Raw genomic sequence first — 18,016 nt, forward strand, 5'->3', positions numbered from 1 at the left:
AGTTGTCATTCCGGTCCTTTCGTGGTCCACCCCAGAGGTCTCTCTAGGTGCGTAGTCCACGATGGGTACGATGACTAGAGGGTGCAACTCGAACGCGGAAAAGTTGCGCATCGGCAACAGCAGATAGTTAGGTGGATCCCGTGTCTAGAGAGGGCCGAGTGACAGCTTCCAGCATTGCCAAGGACCTGCGCGCCGAGATCCGCGCCGGTACGTACAAGCCTGGCGACCGACTTCCCAGCGAGGCGGCGCTGATGACGACCTACGGCGTCGCCCGTATGACGGCTCGCCACGGCCTGTCCATGCTCAAGGACGAGGGTCTCACCGTCACCCGTCACGGGTCGGGCGTCTTCGTGCGGTCGTTCGACCCGATCGTCTTCGACAGCACGGGATCGGCGTCCGACGACAGCACGATCACCCCGGTCATGGACGAGACGGACGCCGGCCTGACGGTCCGCACCCTCGCGGTGACTCCCGAGGAGGACCCGACCGAGGAGGCGCGCAAGGCGCTCGGTCTCGAACCCGGCGTCCAGGTCACCACGCGGGAACGGCTGCACGTCAAGGGCCGCAAGCCGATGCTGCACGGGGTGTCGTACGTGCCCGCGTCGATCGCCGCCGGCACGCCCATCGCCGAGGACGAGATCGGGCCCGGAGGCACGTACGCCCGCCTGAAGGAACTCGGACACGAGCCGGTGAAGTTCCACGAGGACGTCGTCGCGCGCATGCCCACCATCGAGGAGATCGAGGCGCTCCGCATCGAACCCGGTACCGCCGTTCTCCAGGTGATGCGCACGGCCCTGGACTCCGAGGGCGTCGCGGTCGAGTACAGCCGCATCGTGCTCGACGGCGGCGAGTTCATGCTCCGCTACAACTTCGACGCCTGACACCCGCAACGCCAGGCCCGCCCGTCCGCCCGGGACGGCCGGGCCTGGCTCGACGTATCCCAGGGAACGACGGGTCATCGATGCCCCGTCGAGCCGAACGCTCCGCCATCGGAGGCGCCACCGCCCAACGACACGCCCCCACCCAACGCACCACGGGGTCAAGGGGTGAAGCACGAGACGGAGGTCCGCACGCCTCTACCCGAGGCACCACGGCGGGGGCAAGGGGCGAAGCCCCAAAACGGGGGTCCGGGGGCGTGCCCCCGGGGCGGGGTGTGGGGGCTCCGCCCCCACAGAAAACAAACGAGACGGAGTGGCCCAACCTCGTTGGGCACACTCCGCCTATCCGTCGAGAGCGGGTGACGGGAATCGAACCCGCGCTGTCAGCTTGGGAAGCTGAAGTTCTACCATTGAACTACACCCGCATCATCCTGGTTCAGACCGGTTTGGCCACCCTACGATGGCCCCCGGAGGAGGTCCACAGGATCTCCATCACAACCTGCTGAACTGGTGTGCGCACCGATCATAACCGACGTCGCCGGAAAGCCGAACCCCGACGACACTGCCCGCGACTGGAGACGCCGTGAACAGGCATCACCCGAACGACGAGCCGACAGAGGCCATCGACTACGACAAGACCGTTCAGGTCCCGGGCGGCCGACCCCTCGACGAGACCATCCCGCTGCCCGACGGAACGCGTGTCGAGTCCGGCTACACCCGACCCCTGCACTTCCCGGGCGCCACGCCCCAGCCACCGCAGCGCCCCACGTCCAAGGTCAAGGGCAAGTCGCGCGTGGTCGCCGGCCTGCTCGGCATCTTCCTCGGTGCGCTCGGTGCGCACCGTTTCTACCTCGGGTACCGGGCGCTCGGCTTCGTCATGCTGGCGATCACGGTGATCGGCGCGATCGCCGGCTTCGGCTTCATCTCGGCGATCTGGGGCCTGATCGAGGGCGTCCTGTACCTCGCGCTCCGCAAGGGCTACTGGTCGGTCGACGCCAAGCAGCGCCCGCTCCGCGACTGAGCGTTCCGATCGGTCGCTCGACGAGTGATCGGCAGAACAGTTTGCCGATCACTCGCACGCGGACCGATCGCACGGCGGCGGACGACCCTGCCGACCGCGCCTCCGCCGAGTACCGTGTCCGGGTGCTGCTCTCCGACCGTGACATCCGCGCCGAGCTCGACGCCGGGCGCGTCGCCCTGGACCCGTACGAGCCGGAGATGATCCAGCCGTCCAGCATCGACGTGCGGCTCGACAAGTTCTTCCGGCTCTTCGACAACCACAAGTACCCCTTCATCGACCCGAGCCAGGAACAGCCGGAGCTCACCCGCCTCGTCGAGGTGGAGCAGGGCGAGCCGCTCGTGCTCCACCCGGGCGAGTTCGTGCTCGGCTCCACCTACGAGGCCGTCACCCTGCCCGACGACGTCGCGGCCCGCCTCGAGGGGAAGTCCTCGCTGGGCCGTCTGGGCCTGCTCACGCACAGCACCGCCGGATTCATCGACCCCGGATTCAGCGGCCACGTCACCCTGGAGCTCAGCAACGTCGCGACGCTGCCGATCACTCTCTGGCCGGGGATGAAGATCGGCCAGATGTGCTTCTTCCGGCTGTCCTCGCCCGCGGAACACCCGTACGGTTCGGACGTGTACGGGTCCCGCTACCAGGGCCAGCGCGGCCCGACGGCGTCGCGCTCCTCGAAGTCCTTCCACCGCACCAAGGTGTGAACCGGCGTCGTCAGGAGACCGGGCTACGCTCACGCCCCATGACGTACTCGCCGCTACCGCGCAGCGTGGGCCAGGCTCACCAGGCGCGTCACCTCCTCGCCGTCCCCGGCGACGTCACCGTGGACGAGGTCGAGGTGCTCGCCACCTCCCGGTTCACCGCCACGCGGTGGGACGTCACCCCGGCGGGGATCCTGCCGGGCGACGTCACGAGTGCGCCGCAGGGGCCGCGCGCCAAGGGCAACGCCCCCGGCGTCCTGCGCGTCTCCCGTCACGCGACCCTCACGGGGCCGTACGCGCCGCAGGGCGACGGGTTCGATCTCGGTCTGCCGCCCGGCAGCGCGATGGTGTTCGACGTCGTGTGTCACCGCGAGCGTGGTGAGCCGCCGTTCAGCGTCGGCGACCGGGACGGCATCGGACGCGCGTTCGCGGAGGGCCTCCCGGAACGCGAGGAGGGCCGGCTGGTCACCTGGCTCGTCGCGGTCGCGCGGCGGCTGGGTGGCGCGCTCCGGGTGGACGTCGGCGGGCTGTGGACGACGGCGTCGGACCGGCCCGGACCCCGCCCCGGCACCGGCGTCGTGCTGACCCCCGATGCGGACATCGCCGTCGACATGTCGGTCTACTCGAGCGTGTGGCTCGAGCCCGAGGCCGCGCTCGCGACCGTCCGCCCCGTGCACTCGCGCACACGCCTCGCCACGGAGGGCAAGGAATGGGGCGGCCCGCCCGACGGCATCGCCGACCGCCCGCTCTACCCCGGCGAGAAGATGGACGCGCAGCGCCGTAAGGAGCTCCACGCCGCCGCCGACGAGGTCGACATCGCCGCGCTCCAGGGGCCGCAGATCCTTCACGGCTACGGGCTGCTGATCGAACTCGGCGTCGACGGGATCATCGCCGTGGAGGTGGCCGGTGAGGAGCACCTCCCGCCGGTGCTGCGCGGACTCCCGTGGACGGCCGACGGCGCCGTCCGCTACCGCGTGCACTGGGAGCCGCCGGACCAGGTCGAGGCCAACCGGGAACAGCCCGGCATGGAACACCGCATCGCGCGCAAGCGCGCCGCGGAGCTCGTCGCCCGCATCGCCGGCCGCCTCCAGGACGCCGTCGGCGGCGAGATCGCCGACGAGGACGAATTCCTCGTCGACCCGGCCGACCTGTGACCCGTCCGACGTGCAGTGAGAACGTCACCGGCGGTGGACACCTTGTCTCGGTGCGCAACCGGTCCCGGGCCGCCGGAAGGGTTGCGAAGATCGAGGACGCGAACCGCCGCCGCCGGAAACCGGTGGCGACGGCGGCCGGCGCCGAGGATCGCGGCGACGCGGCGACGGAGCCCGGCGGCGGCAATGCCTGGCGCCCGCAGAGCTGAGCCCGGCGGCTCCGAGAACAGAGTGGCTCCGGAAAACAGAGCTAGGCTCCCGCAGTGCCCGCCAACCCGCTCGAACGCGTTCCTGCCCCGGCCGTCTTCGTCGTCTCCGGCCTGACGCAGTACGTCGGCGCGGCGGTCGCGGTGGGCCTGTTCGCGCTGCTCGGCGCTCCCGAGGTCGGCTGGTGGCGCATCGCCCTCGCCGCGGCGGTGCTCGTCCTGTGGCGCCGGCCGTGGCGGCGCACCTGGTCGCGGCGCGATCTCGGCTGGTCGGCGGCGTTCGGCGTCGTGCTCGCCGCCATGAACCTCGCGTTCTACATCGCCATCGAGTACTTGCCCCTCGGCACCGCGGTGGCCATCGAGTTCTGCGGCCCCGTCGTCGTGGCCGCCCTGACCGGGCGAGGATGGCGCGCTCGGGCGGCGATCGCCGCGGCGGCCGCCGGCGTGGTGCTGCTGGCGGGGGTGACGCTCGATTCGGGACTGTCCCGGGCCGACGCCGTCGTCGGGCTCGCGTCCATCTTCGCCGCGGCGACGTGCTGGGGCCTGTACATCCTGCTGGGGCGCCGCGTCGCGCGCGTCGGGGCGGGCGTGGACGGTCTCGCCGTGGGTATGGCGGTGGGATCGCTCTGCTTCGCGCCGTTCTTCGTGCACAGCACACCGGAGGTGCTGTCCGACGGCGGGCTCCTGCTCCTTCTCGTGGTCGTCGCCGTCTGCTCGTCGGTCGTGCCGTACGGCCTCGAGCAGGTGGTGCTGCGGCGCGTCCCGCCGGCGACGTTCGCCGTCCTTCTCGCGCTGCTTCCGGCGACGGCCGCCGTGGTGGGCGCGGTGATGCTGCAGCAACTGCCCGGGGTGGCGCAGGTGGTCGGGTTGCTGTGCGTGTCGGCGGCGATCGCGCTGTCGCCACCCCGGGCGGAGTGAAGCGGGCAGGCCCGGCCGGGCCCGGGTCGTGCGGAGCAGTCAGAGGTACTGTCCGGGACCGCGTTCCTGCTGCCGGCCGTCCTCCCGGTCGGTGGCGCCGGGTGGGAACGGGCCTCCGTGCGTGCCGGGCGGAAGGGCGCGGCGCATTCCCGTGAGCTGCGCCTGCGCCGCCATCTGCTGGGCCACCAGCGCGGTCTGGATGCCGTGGAAGAGGCCTTCGAGCCAGCCCACGAGCTGGGCGTGGGCCACCCGGAGCTCGGCGTCGGACGGCGGCTCCTGCTCGGTGAAGGGCAGCGTGATGCGGTGCAGCTCGTCGATGAGATCGGGAGAGAGGCCGTCCTCGAGCTCTTTGATCGAGCGTTCGTGGACCTCGGCGAGGCGGGTGCGGGCGGCGTCGTCGAGCGGCGCGTCGCGGACCTCGTCGAGGAGCCGCTTGATCATGCCGCCGATGCGCATCACCTTCGCCGGCTCCTCCACCTGGCCGACCACGTCCTCGGTCTCGGTGTCGTTCTCCGCGTCGTGGGGCCGTCGGACCGCGTGGCCGTCGGGTGTGACCACCTGTGGGTGGGCCTCGTGGTCGGCGGTCGTGGTGTCGTCGTCCGGTGCGGTCGGGGTGTCGTCGGCGTGGGTCATGGTCCCCAGTGTTCCGTGTCGGGCCGGTCGGCGGGAGCCCGGCGCGCGTATCACGATGTGGACACCACGCCTTCCACGCACTGATTGCCCGAGGTACTCCGTCGCCGCCCCCGGGCTTGGTCAGGGCACCAGGAGCACTTTGCCGAAGACTTCGCCCGATTCCAGCAGTTCGTGCGCGCGCTGGGCCTCCGCGAGGGGCAACTGTGTGTGGACGACCGGCCGCACCCGCCCGTCGTCGACCATCGGCCACACGTGCTCCCGGACGGCAGCGACGACGGCGGCCTTCTCCTCCGCGGGACGTGACCGCAGGGTCGTCCCGGCGACCGTCGCGCGCTTGGTCATGAGCGCCCCGAGGTCGAGCTCGCCGCGCCGTCCCCGCTGCAGTCCGATGACGACGAGGCGCCCGCCGCGAGCGAGTGCCCGGACGTTGTCGGAGAGGTAGGCGGCGCCGACGACGTCCAGGACGACATCGGCGCCGGAGCCACCGGACGCCTCACGGACCAGCTCGACGAAGTCCTGCTCGCGGTAGTCGATCGCGAGGTCCGCGCCCAGGTCAGCGCACTGCGCGGCCCGCTCGCGGCCTCCGGCGGTCGTCGCCACCCGTGCGCCGAGCGCCTTCGCGATCTGGATGGCTGCGGTGCCGACGCCGCCTGACCCGCCGTGGAGCAGGACCCACTCGCCGGCCCGCAGTCCGCCGACCGTGACGAGGTTGTCCCAGGCGGTGCACACAGCCTCGGGAAGCGCGGCGGCGTCGATCAGGTCTACGCTGCGGGGTGCCGGAAGGACCTGGGTCGCACGTACCGTGACCTGGTCCGCGTATCCGCCGCCCTCGAGGAGAGCTACCACGCGATCTCCCGTGCGCAAGTCCGACACGCCGGGACCGACACGCGTGATCTCACCGGAGATCTCGAGGCCGGGCCAGTCGGGTGCACCGGCGGGTGGCGGGTAGTGGCCGGCTCGTTGTAGCAGGTCAGCACGGTTTACGCCGGCCGCAGCAACGTTGACCAGCACTTCGCCTATCCCGGGAACCGGGTCAGATATGGTCGAAAGGGAGAGTTTCCCTGAGCGCCCGGTTGCGGATATCGTGACGGCTCGCACACCGATGGAGCCTAGCCGGGCGTCGGTCACTTGTACGCACTCCGCGAGAGTGCCGGATCCCGTGCGAACGGGTTCCGGTGATATCGCGGACAGTGATGGAGAGAGGTACGCATGTTCCGCAGGTTGGGAGTTCGCGGGAAAGTTCTTGCGACCCTGGTTGTGCCTGCCCTCGTCATGATCATCGCGGCGGCGTACATCACCTGGACGTCCATCGAGTCGGCGCTGCGCGCGCAGCAGACCGCCGATCTGGTCGCGGCGCTCGAGCAGCAGGACAACGCGGGGACGGCGTTCGCACAGGAGCGCGCGCTGACCATCGCCGCGTCCGCGCCGTGTATTCCCGGCCAGGATCCGTGCACCGCGGACGAGGCGAGAGGCCTCCTCCTGCAAGGGGTGCCGGAGACGGACGACAACGGGAAGGTCGTCAAGGAGGACGGCGAGATCGTCTACGCGCTCCCGTCGGCGCAGGTGCAGACGAACCAGGCCCTTGACGAGCGCGACGCGCAGTTCAAGTCGCTCGACACGAGCTTCCTCGACCCGCGCGTCAAGGCCGCCATCGACCAGACCATCTTCGACCGGGCTCAGGTCGTCGAGGTGCAAGACAAGGTCCGGGATCAGGCGATCGCGGAGCAGCAGGTCACCCGGGCCTACAACATCTTCATCGAGGACTCTGTCGACGTGATGACGCAGCTCGCGGACACGACGGCGAACCGCGACCTCGGCGAGCGGATCCGGGCGCACCAGCTCATGGACGAGCTGATGCTGACCAACACCTACGAGCGTCCGCTCATCGGCAACCTCCTGACGGCGTCCGCAGTGGCGCAGCGGAACGGCGACACGCTTGACCGCGCCGTCGTGCTCCGTGCCCTCGAGCAGATCACCCTGGGCAACATCCAGTTCGAGGACGCGAACATCGCGCTCGAGAAGATCCCCGGTGAGCGTCAGGTCCCGCCGATGGATGGCTCGCTCGACACGGTCCGCACGCTGATCCTGCAGGGCAACGAGCAGGACCTGATGCAGAACACGGCGCTCGCCGCCTCCTTCGGCACCGAGTCCGCGACCTGGGTCGAGGAGGCCCGCGTCGTCCGCGACCAGATCCGTGAGGACGCCCTGGACCTCGCCGAGGCGCAGGCCCGCGACGCCTTCAACACGGCCCTGATCACCGGTGGTATCGCGATCGGCGCGCTGGCGTTCTCCATCATCACCGCGCTCGTGATCGCCCGCCGCCTGGTCTCGCCGCTGCGCCGCCTGACCCAGGCGGCCGGCGTCGTCCGTGACCGGCTGCCCACCCTGGTGGAGCAGGTGTCGGTGCCCGGCCAGGGCCCGACGATGGATCTGGACCCCATCCACGTCGAGTCCTCGGACGAGATCGGCCAGCTGGCCGCGGCGTTCAACGACGTGAACCGCACCACCATCGAGGTCGCACGGGAACAGGCCGCGCTCCGCGGCTCCATCGCCGAGATGTTCGTCAACGTGGCGCGCCGCGACCAGGTGCTGCTGAACCGGCAGCTGGCGTTCCTCGACGACCTCGAGCGTTCCGAGGAAGACCCGACCACGCTGTCGAACCTCTTCCGCCTCGACCACCTCGCGACCCGGATGCGCCGCAACGCCGAGTCGCTGCTGGTCCTCGCCGGCATCGACTCCGGCCGCCGCGTGCGGCAGCCGATGCCGGTCTCCGACGTCATCCGTACCGCGTCGTCCGAGATCGAGCTGTACGACCGCGTGCGCCTCAACCTTGTCACCGACCCGATGATGCTGGGTCACAACGCGCTGAACGCGGCACACCTGCTGGCCGAGCTGCTGGAGAACGCCACGATGTTCTCCGAGCCGCACACGCCGGTGGAGGTCACCACGGAGCGCACCGAGGACTTCGTCTCGGTGACCGTCCGCGACCACGGTCTCGGCATGACCCCCGAGGAGATCGCGGAGGCGAACTCCAAGGTCGCCAGCCACGCGGCGTCCGACGCGGTCGGCGCCCAGCGTCTGGGCCTCTTCGTGGTCGGCCGCCTGGCGGACCGTCTCGGTGCCACCGTCGAGTTCGCCACCGGCACGGAGAGCACCGGCACGATCGTCACGGTCCGCTTCCCGTCCGTGCTCTTCCTGCCGGACAACTCGCTGCCCCTGCCGCAGCCGACCGACCCGCTGGAGGCGACCACCCAGGCCGCCGCGGCGCGCGTGGGCGGGATGCCGGACGGTTCCGGTGCCCCGACCCCGCCGGTCGCGCCCGCCGCGCCGGGGACGACGTCGTTCCCCATGGCGGGGGGCCCCGAGTCCGGGCGGGTCGGCCCGCGGCGGCCGCAGGTGGGCGCTCCGACGGGCTCGCTGGCCTCCTCGCCACCGGCGATGCCCGAGCCGCCCGCGGCGGTCCCGGTCGACCTCGACGCGCTCACTGACGGGACGACCGCGCTGGGCATGCCGCGTCGTCGCCAGTCGACCCCGACGGCGGGGATGCAGACGACCCCGACCGGCTCGATCGTCCTCCCCGAGATCCAGACGCCGACGATGCCGGACATCTCGCCGGACGAGACCGGCTGGACGCCCCCGCAGGACGTGTCGGCCGGCAACTCGCTCCCGAGCCGCGCGTCGGCGAAGAAGAAGCAGGAGGAGGCCGAGGCGGCTGCCGCCGCCCCGGTGTTCGAGGAGACCACCCCGGCTCCCGTGAACGTGGACCAGCGCAGCGCGCTCTTCTCGAGCTTCCGGTCGATGAACACCATCGACGGGGCGGAGTCGCAGTCGCTGCAGCTCGACCCGGTCACCCAGGATCCGGCCTCCCTGCCGGGCGGTCCGGACACCGACATCATGCGGTTCCCGGCGGCTGCCGGTGTGCGGCCCCCGACGAGCGGGATCCCCCAGCAGCGGCCGATGACCTCGTCCCAGCCGCAGGTCCGGCCCGGCCACGTGCCGTCGTCGGCCGGATTCGGCGCCCAGCCCCTCGGTGACAGCGACGACGGCCGCTACGAGGCGCTGCCCGCGTTCGAGGAGCTCATGCAGGACCTGCCGAGCCGTCGCTCCGTGCGAGAGACGAAGCCGGCCGGCAAGCGTGGGCTCTTCGGGCGCAAGCCGGGGCAACCGGCCACCGGCGAACTGCGCGCGTATCAGCCGGACGTCCAGCCGGACGCCCAGCCCGCGCTCGCCTCGCGGGCTCCGATCTCCTCCGTCCCGCAGGCCTCCGTGGCTCCCCAGGCAGCCCCGGCTCCGTCGGCGACGGCGAACAGGACGCCGCGGACCGACTTCGGTCCGAGCGACTTCGGTCCCGCGGACTTCGCGCCTGCGCCCGCCGCATCTGCGCCGCCCGCACCTGCGCCCGCCGCGCCTGCGCCGCCCGCGCCCGCGCCGGCCGCGCAGGAGGAGCCCTACCAGCGCGGCTACCAGGAGGGCTACAAGCGCGCGCTGGAGGAGACGCGGGCCCACTCGGTGATCGACGCCGAGACGTCGGCCGTCCCGCGGACCGCGGTCCCGGCGCCGACGCCCGCGACGAGCCCCGTTGACCCGCGCGCCTCGCAGGCCTCCGTGCCCCTGGTGGGAGCTCCGGCCACGGAGGCCGTGCCCCTGCCTCCGGCCGACGCGACGCGCCCGCCGGCCGCCTCTGCGGCCCCTGCCCCGATGGCACCGGCGCCCGCCCTGGCCGTCGAGAACCACTCGCCGCTCGCGTCACCGTCGTCCGGTGACATCGAGTTCCGCGATCCGTATCCGACCGGTGCGGTGTACGACCCGTCGTCGTACGGCGAACCGGCGTCGCTGACGCGGCGCACACCAGGCTCCGACAGCGACGGCACGAACCCCCTGGACCGCGAGTACGTGCGCGACTCGGTGGAGGCTAGGTCGGAGTGGGTGGCCTCGGCCACCTTGTACGAGGAAATGACCAGCCTCCTCAACCGGGGGGCTTATCAGGAAGACGATGTGAGCGACTCCTACCGGCCCGAGACCGTCTCCACCGTCTCGGACGGAACCTCGACCGGACTCACGCGCCGAACGCGCGGTGCGTCCGGGACGGGGGCGGACCCGGCCGTGGAGAAGCACTCTGCTCGCATCGAGCGCGACCCCGAGCAGCTCCGCTCACGACTGTCGGCCTTCCAGTCGGCTACCGTGCGTGGACGCGACGAAGCCGTGGACCAGAGCGGGACAGAGCACAATCCCGGAAACAAGGACGACGAGGGGGGCTCGACGTGGTCGCCCTCGACGATGAATGATGTCCCTGACTCAGCGCCGCAGCCGCGGTGACAAGCGCGTCTGTGGATTCTGACTAGGAGGAACAGAAGTGACCCTCAGCACCGAAGCAACCAATTTCGGGTGGCTGCTCGACAACTTCGTGCGTACCGTTCCCGGTAGCCGCCACACGCTCGTGGTGTCTGCGGACGGTCTGCTCATGGCGATGTCCGACCAGCTCGACCGCACCAGCGGCGACCAGCTGGCCGCCATCGTCTCGGGAATGTCGAGTCTCACCCGCGGAGCCTCACGCCAGCTCAACGGCGGGAACGTGCGCCAGTCCATCATCGAGATGGACAACGGCTTCCTCTTCCTGATGAACGTGTCCAACGGTTCCGTCCTGGGCGTCGTCGCCGAGGCGACCTGCGACATCGGCCTGATCGGCTACGAGATGGCTCTCATGGTGTCCCGCACCGAGGCCACCCTGACCCCGCAGCTGATCTCGGAGATGCGTGGCAGCCTCCCGGTCGACGGGCAGACCCGAGCCGCCAGCATGGGATGAGGCATAGACGATGACGTACGCACCTTTGGGTTCCCAGGGGTCCGCCGATGTTCATGAGACCTCGACGGTCCGTCCCTATGCGGTCACCGGAGGCCGTGTGCGGTCGGCGATGTCCGACCTGCCGCTCGAGGCACTTGTCGAGGTGATGCCCGGGGCGGTCACCGGCCAGGGTCTTCCGCCCGAGAAGCGCGCGATTCTCCAGCACGCCGCGCACACGTACGTGTCGATCGCCGAGCTCTCCGCTCTGCTTCGGCTGCCCCTCGGCGTCGTCCGGATCCTCGTGGCGGACATGCAGGAGGAGGGGCACATCACGGTGCACACCTCGACCCCCGTCAACGTCCACACAGGCCATGGAAGCTCGAACTCGGGCCTGTCGCTCAGTGTCTTGGAGAGTGTTCTGAATGGCATTTCCGCCCTCTAGCAACGGGACCGGCGCCGGCCCGAACTGGGCGCCGGTGTCCGATTCGGCGACGGGTGCTCCCGCCCGGCAGAGCGTCCTCGGCGGGGGCGGGTCCGCGCCCACGGCATCCGCCGGGCCGCGTCCGGCCCAGCCCGCGCAGCCTGCCCCGCCCGTGGTCCAGCAGCCCCCGGCCGGCCAGGCGGGATCCGCCGCGCAGCCGGCCGGCGAGCGCACCGCACCCACCGTGGTGAAGATCGTCGTCGCGGGCGGGTTCGCCGTCGGCAAGACGACGTTCATCGGGTCGATCTCCGATGTCGAGCCCCTCAACACCGAGGCCGCCATGACGGAGCACTCGGTGGGCGTGGACGACGCCGGTGGTGTCACCGACCGCAAGACCACCACGACGGTGGCGATGGACTTCGGGCGCGTGGAGCTGCCGGGCAACCTGTGGCTCTACCTGTTCGGGACGCCCGGCCAGGACCGCTTCCTGTTCATGTGGGACGACCTGGTGCGCGGCGCGATCGGCGCGGTCGTCCTGGTGGACACGGACCGTCTGGAGCAGTGCTTCCCGGCGATCGACTACTTCGAGTCGCGCAACATCCCGTTCGTGGTCGGCGTGAACTGCTTCGACGGCGTGGCGAAGCACCGGCTCGAGGATGTGCGCGAGGCGCTGCAGATCCCCGAGCACGTGCCGATGCTCTACACGGACGCCCGCTCGCGTGCGGCGACCAAGCAGACGCTCATCGCCCTCGTGCAGCTCGCGATGCGCCAGCTCCGCGCAGGGAAGCAGGGCTGACGAGCGACCGCACAAGGTTCGCCGGCGAGGGCACGGAAGCGGTGCCCCGCCGAACGGCGGGCTGTCCACGGACGGACGGCCCGCCGTTAGACTTGTCCGGCACCGGGAGGGCTGACAGAGCGGCCTAATGTGACGGTCTTGAAAACCGTTGTGCGGCAACGCACCGGGGGTTCGAATCCCTCGCCCTCCGCTGCGGCGATGGGTGAGGTGTGCCCACTTCGTGGGCCGCCTCGCCTTCGCCATTTCTTGTGGGGGCGCAGCCCGCACGCCCCGCCTGGGGCCTTTGCCCCAGACCCCCGGCGGGCGGGCACACAGATCTGGTGGCGTTGCGCCAAGGGCTTCGTCCCGGGCCCATGTCGGGCGGGCTCGCGGGTCCGGTGGCGTTGTCGCGACCCTTACGTGATGTCGACGATCGGCAGCCGGAGGGCGGCCGGTGCGGACTCGGGGACGGCGGGGCGAGCCGGCCGCACCGGTGAAAGGCGTCGGTAGGGGGCGCCGAGAGCGGGACGGGCGTCGTCGTCCCCCTTGTTGGGCCACAGCGCGCAGGCCCGCTCCGCCTGCGCCGTGATCGTGAGGCTCGGGTTCACGCCGAGGTTGGCGGTGATGGTGGTGCCGTCCATGACGTGCAGTCCGGGGTGACCGTACAGGCGCAGGTACGGGTCGACGACGCCGCGCTCGGGCGAGGGCCCGATGGTGCAACCGCCCATGATGTGCGCCGTCATCGGAGCGCCGAACGGCTCGGTCACGATGCTCCCGGCGACCCCGCCCATCCGCGCGGCCATCCGCCGGGCGGTCTCGTGGCCCTCCGGGATCCACACGGGATTCGGCCGTTCCTGCGGCATCCGCGTTGTCAGTCTCCGGCCGAACAGGCCCCGGCGCAGGTAGGCGTCGAGAGAGTTGTCGTGACTCTGCATCACGAGCGCGATGACGGCGCGCTCGGACCAGCGCCGGTAGTCCACCAGGACCCGCAGCCACCTGAGATGGCGGAGCATCACACCGCCCCAGCGCAGGGCTCGCAGAGGCTTGCCGCCGGGGACGAGCGGCGTGACGAGGGCGCCCATCAGGTTGGACCCCCTGCCGTACCGGGTGGGTTCCACATGCGTGTGCTCGTCGGGGAAGATCGAGGACGTGATGGCGACGCCCTGTGAGTAGTCGACGTCGGACACCTTCTTGGTGACCGCGCCGAGCAGGGCCTCGGAATTGGTCCGCGTCAGGCGGCCCAGGCGATCCGAGATGTGCGGGAGGACGCCGTCGGCCTTCATCCGGTGCAGGAGGTCCTGTGTCCCCAGGGTGCCCGCCGCGAGGACCACCTCGCGGGCGGTGAACCGCCGGCGGTTCCTGTGCCCGCGGCCGGTGCGGTGGGTGAGGACCTCGTAGCCGCCGCCGTCGAGCGGCCTGACGACGTGCGCGGTGGTGAGGGGATGGATCTCCGCCCCGGCCTGCTCGGCGAGGTGGAGATAGTTCTTCACGAGGCTGTTCTTGGCGCCGTGCCGGCAGCCGGTCATGCATTCGCCGCACTCGCGGCAGCCGGTGCGCTCGGGACCGGCGCCACCGAAGTACGGATCGGCGAAGGTCTCGTCGGGACTGGGCCGGGCGGCGCCGCCGGGGCCGAAGTACACGGCGACGTCGGTGGGCCGGAAGGTGTCGGCGACGCCCATGTCGGCCGCGACGTCGCGGATCAGACGGTCCGCGGGCGAGTCGCCGTGATAGGCGGTCACGCCGAGCATGCGGGAGGCCTGGTCGTAGTAGGGGTCGAGCTCCGCCTTCCAGTCGGTGATGTCGGCCCAGGCCGGGTCTCGGAAGAACGCGTCGTTGCGGGGCCGGTAGGACACGTTCGCGTACACCAGTGAGCCGCCGCCGACCCCGTTGCCCGTCAGGCACAGTACGTTGCGCAGGAGCGTGATGCGCTGGATCCCGAAGCATCCGAGCCTCGGCGCCCAGAGATAGTCCTTCAGATGCCAGTTGTTCCTGGCGAACTCATGATCTTCGAACCGGCGGCCGGCTTCGAGGACGCCGACCGCGTACCCCTTCTCGGTGAGCCTCAGCGCGGCGACACTGCCGCCGAAGCCCGATCCGATGACCAAGACGTCGTAGTCCATGGGCCGAAGGTACTGGAGTACTGAGGAAAACTTCAATAAGACGGCGGCCGCGACGTGTGCCCGACCCGCTTTGCCGGACGGCGGGTACGCCAGGTACTCTGGGCTGCGCGCTCGCCGCCCCGGGGCGGCCGTCGTAAGGAGACGTCGCATAGTCAGGCCTAGTGCGCCACCCTGCTAAGGTGGTAACGGTGCAAGCCGTTCGCGGGTTCAAATCCCGCCGTCTCCGCTTCGGCGATGGGCGATCTGTGTCCCCCTGAGGGGACCCGGGTCGCCTTCGCTGTTTCTTGCGGGGGCGCAGCCCCCACGCCCCCCGGGGACACGCTCCCGGACCCCCGTTCTTGGGGCCTTGCCCCTTGCCCCCGCCATGGTGCGTTGAGTGCGGGCGTGCGGATCCTTCGGGGTTTCTCTTGCCCCGTGGGCGAGCTTCGCTTTTTGCCCTGTGGCTGAGCTATCGGGTCAGCTTGGATCGTTCGGGCGCGGCACGTCCTGGGCCAGGTTCTGGGCTCTGCCCCTTGCCCTTGTCGACGGCGGTTGAAAACTGAGCAGTCGCGCGCTACCCGATCGCGGCGCGTCGGGCGGATGCCGGGGTCTCGGGGTGTCGTCGGTCACGAAGGGGGATTTCGGTTTGGGAACCTGGGGCGGAGGCGGTAGTGTTCTCGTCGTTCGGCCGCGTGAGCGGTTCGTGCGGTAGGCGCCCGTAGCTCAACGGATAGAGCATCTGACTACGGATCAGAAGGTTGGGGGTTCGAATCCCTCCGGGCGCGCAGACCAAGGCAAGGGCCCTGATCAGCGTAAATGCTGGTCAGGGCCCTTGTCGTTCGGCGACGCCGAAGTCGTGCCCGAGGGTGAGGTTCGTCGTTCGGCGCCGGCGTGGGACGTTCGTCCCGAGCAGTGGGAGGCTGAGGGGTCGTGAGCGGAGACGCAACCGAGGGTGAGCGGCGGCAGGGCGAGTTCGTGCAGTCGCTCGAACGGGGTCTGGCCGTGATCCGGGCCTTCGGCGCGGCGCACCCCGCCATGACCCTGAGCGAGGTCGCCCGGGAGGCCGGGCTGAGCCGCGCCTCCGCGCGCCGGTTCCTGCACACGCTGGTCGAACTCGGGTACGTGGCGACGGACGGACGCAACTTCACGTTGCGCCCGCGCGCCCTGGAGCTCGGCTACGCCTACCTGTCGGGGCTGACGCTCCCGGAGGTCGCGCAGCCGCACCTCGAGGCCCTGAGCGAGCACGTCGGCGAGTCCACCTCGGTCGCCGTGCTCGACGACGCGGACGTGGTCTACGTCGCCCGGGTCGCGACCCACCGGATCATGAACGCGGCGATCCGGGTCGGGACGCGCTTCCCCGCCCATGCCACGTCGATGGGTCGGGTGATCCTGGCAGGGCTCGACGACCCCGCGCGGGAAGACTTCCTCTCCCGCGCCGAGCTGTTGCCGCTCACGCCGCGGACCCTTACGACGCCGCACGCTCTGCGCGCCGAGCTGGCGAGGGTCCGCGAGCAGGGTCATGCGCTCGTGGACCAGGAACTGGAGGAAGGCCTACGCTCCCTGGCGGTGCCGATACGGGACGCCGAGGGCGGCGTGGTGGCTGCCGTCAACGTGTCGGCGCCGGTCCGCCGTGGCGATGTCGAGGCGTTCGTCACCGAGATCCTCCCGCCGTTGCGCAGGGCGGCGGCCGAGATCGAGGCCGATCTCCGGCGAGTTCCGTAGGCCGACGCCGGATGATAGCCTCGCCGGCACGCACAAGGAACATGAGTTCGTAGAGCGAACGCAAGGATGATGCGATGGGGCAGGCATTCGTGTACGACGCGGTGCGGACGCCGTTCGGCCGGTACGGCGGCGCGCTCGCCGGCGCCCGGCCGGACGACCTCGCAGCCTTCGTGCTGAAGCAGCAGATCGGCCGCGCGCCCGGACTTGACCCGGCGCGGATCGACGACGTCCTTCTCGGCAACGCCAACGGAGCGGGCGAGGACAACCGCAACGTGGCACGCATGGCTGTCCTCCTCGCCGGGCTGCCGATCACGGTCCCTGCCGTCACGGTGAACCGACTGTGCGGCTCGGCCCTCGAGGCGGCGATCCAGGGCGCCCGCGCCATCGAGTGCGGCGACGCCGACATCGTGCTCGCCGGCGGAGTCGAGTCCATGACCCGTGCCCCCTGGGTGGTGCCCAAGCCGGGGCGTGGCTTTCCCGCGGGAAACGTGGAGATGGTCTCCACCACCCTGGGCTGGCGCCTCACCAATGGCCGCATGGAACCCGATTGGACCGTCTCCATGGGGGAGGGCACCGAGCGCCTGCGAGAGCGGTTCGGGATCTCTCGCGAGCGTCAGGACGAGTTCGCGCTGCGCTCGCACCGTCTGGCGCACGAGGCGTGGGAGGCCGGCCGCTACGACGACCTGGTCGTGACCTACTCGGGGCCGGGCGCCGGCAAGGAGCCGCTGGTCCGCGACGAGCCGATCCGTCCGGGCGGAACGTCCGAGAAGCTCGCCGCGCTCAAGCCGAGCTTTCGTCCCGACGGCACCGTCACGGCCGGCAACGCCTCGCCGCTGTCCGACGGAGCGAGTGCGGCGCTGCTCGGTTCGGAGGCCGCGGCGGATCTCACCGGTCTGGCACCGCTCGCTCGGATCGCGGGCCGCGCGGCGGTGGCGGGCGAGCCGCAGTACTTCGGGTACGCGCCGGTGGAGGCGGCAAACAGGGCTCTGGAGCGGTCTGGCATCGCCTGGGACGACGTCGCTGCCGTGGAGCTGAACGAGGCGTTCGCGGCGCAGTCGCTGGCCTGCCTGGATGCGTGGAAGGTCGACGAGTCGATCGTGAACGCATGGGGCGGCGCGATCGCCGTCGGCCACCCACTGGGCGCGTCCGGGACACGCGTGCTCGGCACCCTGGCCCGGCGCCTGCGAGCCGGGCGCGCCCGGTGGGGCGTCGCGGCGATCTGCATCGGCGTCGGGCAGGGCCTGGCAGTGGTGCTGGAGAACACCGAGATCGGGTGATGAGTCGCTGCGTGGGCACGGCGCGTGCCGCGCTCGGCGATGTCGCCGGCGAGTCCACGGTGATGGTCGGCGGCTTCGGGCGGATCGGTCGCGAGAGCCAACGACGCGTTCGAGGTGGCCAAGCGCCTACTCAGCGAAGATGGGGAAACCTGAACGAAAAATTACCTGATCTCGGCCTTGGGGATGGTTCCTTGGCGAATCTGCGGCTGACGGCGCGCGCCGAAGCGTCAGGAGAGGGGCGGCTAGGGGATGCGTCCAGGCATGACTGGTGTTCACTTGGTCTTCGGAGCTGCGAAGGTGCTGGTGTGGTGGCCGTCACGGTCTCCTGGCTTTGACTCGGGTGTCGCTCTGCCGTAACGTTCTCGTCGTTCGCCCGGCAGGGAGGCACGGACAGGAACCGCGGAACACGCGGGCTGGCCGGTCCCGGGGCGAGAACTC

The 18,016-nt window shown here is 70.8% G+C and carries 15 protein-coding genes and 4 tRNA genes; 15 read left to right on the top strand and 4 right to left on the bottom strand.

Annotated features, from left to right (window positions below; all coding sequences use genetic code 11):
- Positions 1 to 158: 158 nt before the first annotated feature.
- Positions 159 to 881 (top strand): GntR family transcriptional regulator, encoded by a 723-nt coding sequence (locus IIE03_RS26540; protein ID WP_192860752.1) that lies wholly within the window; start codon positions 159 to 161, stop codon positions 879 to 881.
- A gap of 351 nt (positions 882 to 1,232) precedes the next feature.
- Here the strand turns inward: IIE03_RS26540 and IIE03_RS00360 are convergent.
- Positions 1,233 to 1,303 (bottom strand) — tRNA-Gly (locus IIE03_RS00360).
- 158 nt (positions 1,304 to 1,461) lie between these two features.
- On the opposite strand from IIE03_RS00360, the gene IIE03_RS25495 reads away from it, so the two are divergent.
- The 5 genes from IIE03_RS25495 to IIE03_RS00385 all read left to right on the top strand — a co-directional run bounded on the left by IIE03_RS25495 (position 1,462) and on the right by IIE03_RS00385 (position 4,869).
- Complete coding sequence (locus tag IIE03_RS25495) at positions 1,462 to 1,899, top strand: TM2 domain-containing protein (RefSeq protein WP_318842704.1); 438 nt, start codon at positions 1,462 to 1,464, stop codon at positions 1,897 to 1,899.
- Positions 1,900 to 2,021: 122 nt separating this feature from the next.
- Complete coding sequence (dcd, locus tag IIE03_RS00370; RefSeq protein WP_192860753.1) at positions 2,022 to 2,597, top strand: dCTP deaminase; 576 nt, start codon at positions 2,022 to 2,024, stop codon at positions 2,595 to 2,597.
- A 38-nt stretch (positions 2,598 to 2,635) separates the two neighbouring features.
- Positions 2,636 to 3,748, top strand: a complete 1,113-nt coding sequence (locus IIE03_RS00375) for a hypothetical protein (RefSeq protein ID WP_192860754.1) — start codon at positions 2,636 to 2,638, stop codon at positions 3,746 to 3,748.
- 50 nt (positions 3,749 to 3,798) lie between these two features.
- A complete protein-coding gene (locus IIE03_RS00380) occupies positions 3,799 to 3,954 on the top strand; it encodes a hypothetical protein (protein ID WP_192860755.1) in 156 nt (51 codons plus the stop codon).
- A gap of 54 nt (positions 3,955 to 4,008) precedes the next feature.
- A complete protein-coding gene (locus tag IIE03_RS00385) occupies positions 4,009 to 4,869 on the top strand; it encodes an EamA family transporter (RefSeq protein ID WP_192860756.1) in 861 nt (286 codons plus the stop codon).
- A gap of 39 nt (positions 4,870 to 4,908) precedes the next feature.
- Here IIE03_RS00385 and IIE03_RS00390 read toward each other — a convergent pair whose 3' ends face one another.
- Both IIE03_RS00390 and IIE03_RS00395 read right to left on the bottom strand, forming a co-directional pair.
- A complete protein-coding gene (locus IIE03_RS00390; protein WP_192860757.1) occupies positions 4,909 to 5,502 on the bottom strand; it encodes a bacterial proteasome activator family protein in 594 nt (197 codons plus the stop codon).
- A 120-nt stretch (positions 5,503 to 5,622) separates the two neighbouring features.
- Positions 5,623 to 6,630 (bottom strand): NAD(P)H-quinone oxidoreductase, encoded by a 1,008-nt coding sequence (locus IIE03_RS00395; RefSeq protein ID WP_318842705.1) that lies wholly within the window; start codon positions 6,628 to 6,630, stop codon positions 5,623 to 5,625.
- A gap of 129 nt (positions 6,631 to 6,759) precedes the next feature.
- Between IIE03_RS00395 and IIE03_RS00400 the strand changes: the two genes are divergently transcribed.
- The 5 genes from IIE03_RS00400 (at position 6,760) to IIE03_RS00420 (ending at position 12,691) form a co-directional block, all read left to right on the top strand.
- Positions 6,760 to 10,818, top strand: a complete 4,059-nt coding sequence (locus IIE03_RS00400) for an ATP-binding protein (RefSeq protein ID WP_192860759.1) — start codon at positions 6,760 to 6,762, stop codon at positions 10,816 to 10,818.
- A 37-nt stretch (positions 10,819 to 10,855) separates the two neighbouring features.
- The gene (locus IIE03_RS00405) at positions 10,856 to 11,305 is read left to right on the top strand and encodes a roadblock/LC7 domain-containing protein (RefSeq protein WP_192860760.1); all 450 of its coding nucleotides are present in this window, start codon (positions 10,856 to 10,858) and stop codon (positions 11,303 to 11,305) included.
- Positions 11,306 to 11,315: 10 nt separating this feature from the next.
- On the top strand, positions 11,316 to 11,726 hold the full coding sequence (locus IIE03_RS00410) for a DUF742 domain-containing protein (RefSeq protein ID WP_123812896.1): 411 nt from the start codon (positions 11,316 to 11,318) through the stop codon (positions 11,724 to 11,726).
- A 223-nt stretch (positions 11,727 to 11,949) separates the two neighbouring features.
- Positions 11,950 to 12,501, top strand: coding sequence for a GTP-binding protein (locus IIE03_RS00415; RefSeq protein WP_201845977.1), 552 nt, complete (start codon positions 11,950 to 11,952; stop codon positions 12,499 to 12,501).
- Between the two features lie 105 nt (positions 12,502 to 12,606).
- Positions 12,607 to 12,691 (top strand) — tRNA-Ser (locus IIE03_RS00420).
- 205 nt (positions 12,692 to 12,896) lie between these two features.
- On the opposite strand, the gene IIE03_RS00425 is transcribed toward IIE03_RS00420, so the two are convergent.
- Positions 12,897 to 14,600, bottom strand: a complete 1,704-nt coding sequence (locus tag IIE03_RS00425) for a GMC family oxidoreductase N-terminal domain-containing protein (RefSeq protein ID WP_192860761.1) — start codon at positions 14,598 to 14,600, stop codon at positions 12,897 to 12,899.
- 137 nt (positions 14,601 to 14,737) lie between these two features.
- Between IIE03_RS00425 and IIE03_RS00430 the strand changes: the two genes are divergently transcribed.
- From IIE03_RS00430 to IIE03_RS00445, 4 genes are all read left to right on the top strand, one after another.
- A tRNA-Ser gene (locus IIE03_RS00430) sits at positions 14,738 to 14,826 on the top strand.
- A 465-nt stretch (positions 14,827 to 15,291) separates the two neighbouring features.
- A tRNA-Arg gene (locus IIE03_RS00435) sits at positions 15,292 to 15,364 on the top strand.
- 145 nt (positions 15,365 to 15,509) lie between these two features.
- Entirely contained in the window at positions 15,510 to 16,301 is a 792-nt protein-coding gene (locus IIE03_RS00440) for an IclR family transcriptional regulator domain-containing protein (protein WP_318842706.1), read from the top strand.
- Positions 16,302 to 16,375: 74 nt separating this feature from the next.
- Positions 16,376 to 17,578, top strand: a complete 1,203-nt coding sequence (locus IIE03_RS00445; RefSeq protein WP_192860762.1) for a thiolase family protein — start codon at positions 16,376 to 16,378, stop codon at positions 17,576 to 17,578.
- Positions 17,579 to 18,016: the final 438 nt, after the last annotated feature.

Source organism: Myceligenerans pegani (assembly GCF_014892515.1).
Classification (GTDB): Bacteria; Actinomycetota; Actinomycetes; order Actinomycetales; family Cellulomonadaceae; genus Myceligenerans; species Myceligenerans pegani.

Excerpts from the sequence above, each read along its gene's own strand:
- IIE03_RS00375 (WP_192860754.1), top strand. The coding sequence starts at position 2,636 with ATGACGTACTCGCCGCTACCGCGCAGCGTGGGCCAGGCTCACCAGGCG.
- IIE03_RS00390 (WP_192860757.1), bottom strand. The coding sequence starts at position 5,502 with ATGACCCACGCCGACGACACCCCGACCGCACCGGACGACGACACCACG.
- IIE03_RS00410 (WP_123812896.1), top strand. The coding sequence starts at position 11,316 with ATGACGTACGCACCTTTGGGTTCCCAGGGGTCCGCCGATGTTCATGAG.
- IIE03_RS00425 (WP_192860761.1), bottom strand. The coding sequence starts at position 14,600 with ATGGACTACGACGTCTTGGTCATCGGATCGGGCTTCGGCGGCAGTGTC.
- IIE03_RS00445 (WP_192860762.1), top strand. The coding sequence starts at position 16,376 with ATGGGGCAGGCATTCGTGTACGACGCGGTGCGGACGCCGTTCGGCCGG.